The sequence below is a fragment of the Streptococcus sp. SM3 genome (genome assembly GCF_027497875.1).
The window spans coordinates 1-3141 of record NZ_JAJNSA010000163.1 but is presented as its reverse complement, the minus strand read 5'-3'; the positions used below and the strand labels follow the sequence as shown (position 1 = coordinate 3141).

General features: G+C 38.3%; 2 protein-coding genes. Both read left to right on the top strand.

Translation table 11 applies throughout. The annotated features are described in order from the left end of the window. Positions 1–1258, top strand: a 1258-nt coding sequence (locus PAN06_RS13530) for a M protein trans-acting positive regulator PRD domain-containing protein (protein WP_269796581.1), incomplete at its 5' end; no start/stop codon positions are given. Between the two features lie 115 nt (positions 1259–1373). Next, positions 1374–2723: a hemolysin family protein gene (locus PAN06_RS13525; RefSeq protein ID WP_070449287.1), complete on the top strand. Its 1350-nt coding sequence runs from the start codon at positions 1374–1376 to the stop codon at positions 2721–2723. Positions 2724–3141: the final 418 nt, after the last annotated feature.

Here is a 3141-nt window from a genome sequence, read left to right as displayed (position 1 = left end):
TGAGGTGATTTACCATCACTTTTTTAAAGAATCACAAGCCTTCGCCTTGATTGAATACCTCTTCTTCCACAAGGATGTTTCCAATGAATATATTTGCAGAAAGTTTGATCTGAGTTACCAGTCTTTCTACCGCTTGATTCGGACGATTAATCAGAAGCTTCAAACTAAATACAATGTAAAGATTGATTTGAAACCCTTGAATCTTGTCGGGGATGAAGTAGATGTTCGTTTCTTCTATGCCCAGTATTTTGCGGAACGTTATTACTATATGGAGTGGCCTTTCCCAGAATTTAAGGAAGAGGCCGTGACCGATTTGATCACCTTCTTCTTCAAGCTCTATGGCTATCCATTGACCTTCTCTGTCATTAAGTCTTACAAAGTTCTCTTGACAGTGTACTTATCACGTATTAAGCAAGGCTATTTCATCGACATTCCAACGACCTTTGAAGCCTATAAAGATCAATATCAAGGGGTGACCAATGTTGAGGAGATGTTGCGCTACTTTAGCTTGCAGTTGGGTGTCGAGTTAAATGAAAAAGTGCTGGAGCAGTTCTTCATCATCTTTATTCAAGAAAATTTCTATTTCAGCCCAGAAAGCTTGATTGAGGCCGCAGAAACAGATCCTTATGCAAAAGAATCCACTAGACTCATTAAAGATATGTTCAAAGATCTATGCTATACCTATGATTTAGATATCGAAAATCTTGATGAGATGTTGATGCACGTTCATAATACAGCTCACTTAGGTCGGAAGGAATTGTTCTCGGAGTTCCTCTTATTTGATACCAAGACCAATACCAACGAAGATTTTATGAGCATCTTCCCAGCCTTCTATGATGATTTGAGAGACCATATCATCACTTATATGAAGACCATGAAGCATAATCTGAATGAAGAAATTATCAAGCACATGATCTACACGGTCTACACTCACTGGGAACGTCTCTTACCACAATTATTGCGCCGCCGGAAGTCCATTAAGGTCTTGATTATCAGTCGTTTTGATGACCACCATGCTAAATCCATGATCGATTTTCTAGATTTCTACTGTACGGATAACTTTGAATTTACTCAGATGATCAAGTATAATCTAACAGTAGAGGATATCGAAGCTTCAGATGCAGATGTCGTGGTGGCCAACTTTATGATGCCGGAATTAAAGAAAAAACCTTTTATCTGTACAAGTAGTCTCTCATCGCTAGAGCTGGTTGAAAAACTCAATGCCTTCTTTTATGATTTTACCAGTGCAGAGCACTAAAATCAGGACCTGGTCCTGATTTTTTGATGGTGAAAAAAGAAAATGACATAGAAGAATGCAGGCTCTCATATTTTGTGGTATAATATACGATATTATATACTGGAGGAAAGTATCCATGGAAGACCCTGGCAGTCAGGAAATTTTACTGGAATTTATTTTATTGATTGTTTTGACATTATTGAACGCCTTTTTCTCGGCAACCGAAATGTCAATGGTATCGTTGAATCGTTCTCGTGTAGTGCAAAAGGCTGAAGAAGGAGATAAAAAATACATTCGTCTTCTTAGCGTTTTGGAACAGCCCAACCATTTTTTATCCACTATTCAGGTGGGGATCACCTTGATTACCATCTTATCTGGGGCGAGTCTTGCAGATAGCCTTGGTCATGTTATTGCTGGATGGATGGGCAATACTAAAACGGCTGTTGCAGCTGGAAGCTTTTTATCTCTAGCGTTTTTGACTTATATTTCGATCGTATTTGGGGAACTCTATCCGAAACGAATCGCTATGAACCTGAAAGATGAGTTAGCTGTTCGAACGGCTCCGATTGTCATTTTATTAGGAAAAATTGTTAGCCCCTTTGTTTGGTTGCTTTCAGCGTCGACCAACCTTTTGAGCCGTATCACGCCAATGGAATTCGATGATCCGGATGAAAAGATGACGCGGGATGAAATCGAGTATATGCTGACCAATAGTGAAGCAACACTAGATGCGGACGAGATTGAGATGCTCCAAGGGATCTTTTCATTAGATGAAATGGTAGCGCGTGAAGTCATGGTGCCACGGACAGATGCCTTCATGGTTGATATCAATGATGATACCAAAGAAATCATTGAAAGTATCCTTAAGCAAAACTTTTCACGGATTCCTGTCTATGATGATGACAAGGACAATGTCATCGGTCTCATCCATACCAAACGTCTCTTGAACGAAGGATTTATCAATGGCTTTGATAATATTGTCTTAAGAAAGATTTTACAAGAACCTTTGTTTGTTCCAGAGACCATTTTTGTGGATGATCTTTTGAAGGAATTGCGCAATACCCAAAATCAAATGGCCATTCTGCTTGATGAATATGGTGGGATGTCTGGTTTGGTTACTCTTGAAGACCTCTTGGAAGAAATCGTCGGTGAAATTGACGATGAGACTGACAAAGCAGAAATTGATGTCTTTGAAATTGCGGACAATACCTATGTCGTACAAGGAGCCATGTCACTAAATGACTTTAACGAATATTTTGATGTTGAGTTGCAAAGTGATGATGTGGATACCATTGCAGGGTATTATCTGACAGAGGTTGGGCGAATTCCAACCTTGAAAGAGCGACTCAGCTGTGAAGTCGATAGTCAAAAGAAACACCTCATTTTGACAAATGACAAAGTAAAAAATGGTCGTGTGACCAAGGTGAAAGTTGAAATTTCTGAAATCGTCGAGGAAGATGAAGAAACTAAATCAAAAGAAGATTAGAAAATAGAGGCCTGGATGTGTTCCAGCCTCTGTTTTTTTCTTGTCAGGACCAGTTGAATTTTCAAAAAATTTCAAAAATTTCTGAAATAGTCTTGACATCAAAAATAAATTACGGTAAGATAATACCCATAAATAAAGAAAGCAGAAAATAAACATGAAACAACAAGCCATTTCTATTCAAAAATTCTACTTTAGCTACTTTAGATAGTGTTTGTAGACATGATCTCATGGATGCAAACAACCCAAGCAATTTGTTTGTATCTATGTGGCTAAGATTTTTGATGATGGTCCATAGAGCTAGTATCTAAATGGACCGAGGTTTTGTAACTTGTTGGAGAATTTCAAGCATCCGTTTAGAGAATCATCTAAGCGGATTTTTTGTTTATTTTGCAGAAAAGGAGTCAAAAAATGAAAGTAG

Excerpts from the sequence above, each read along its gene's own strand:
- PAN06_RS13525 (WP_070449287.1), top strand. The coding sequence starts at position 1,374 with ATGGAAGACCCTGGCAGTCAGGAAATTTTACTGGAATTTATTTTATTG.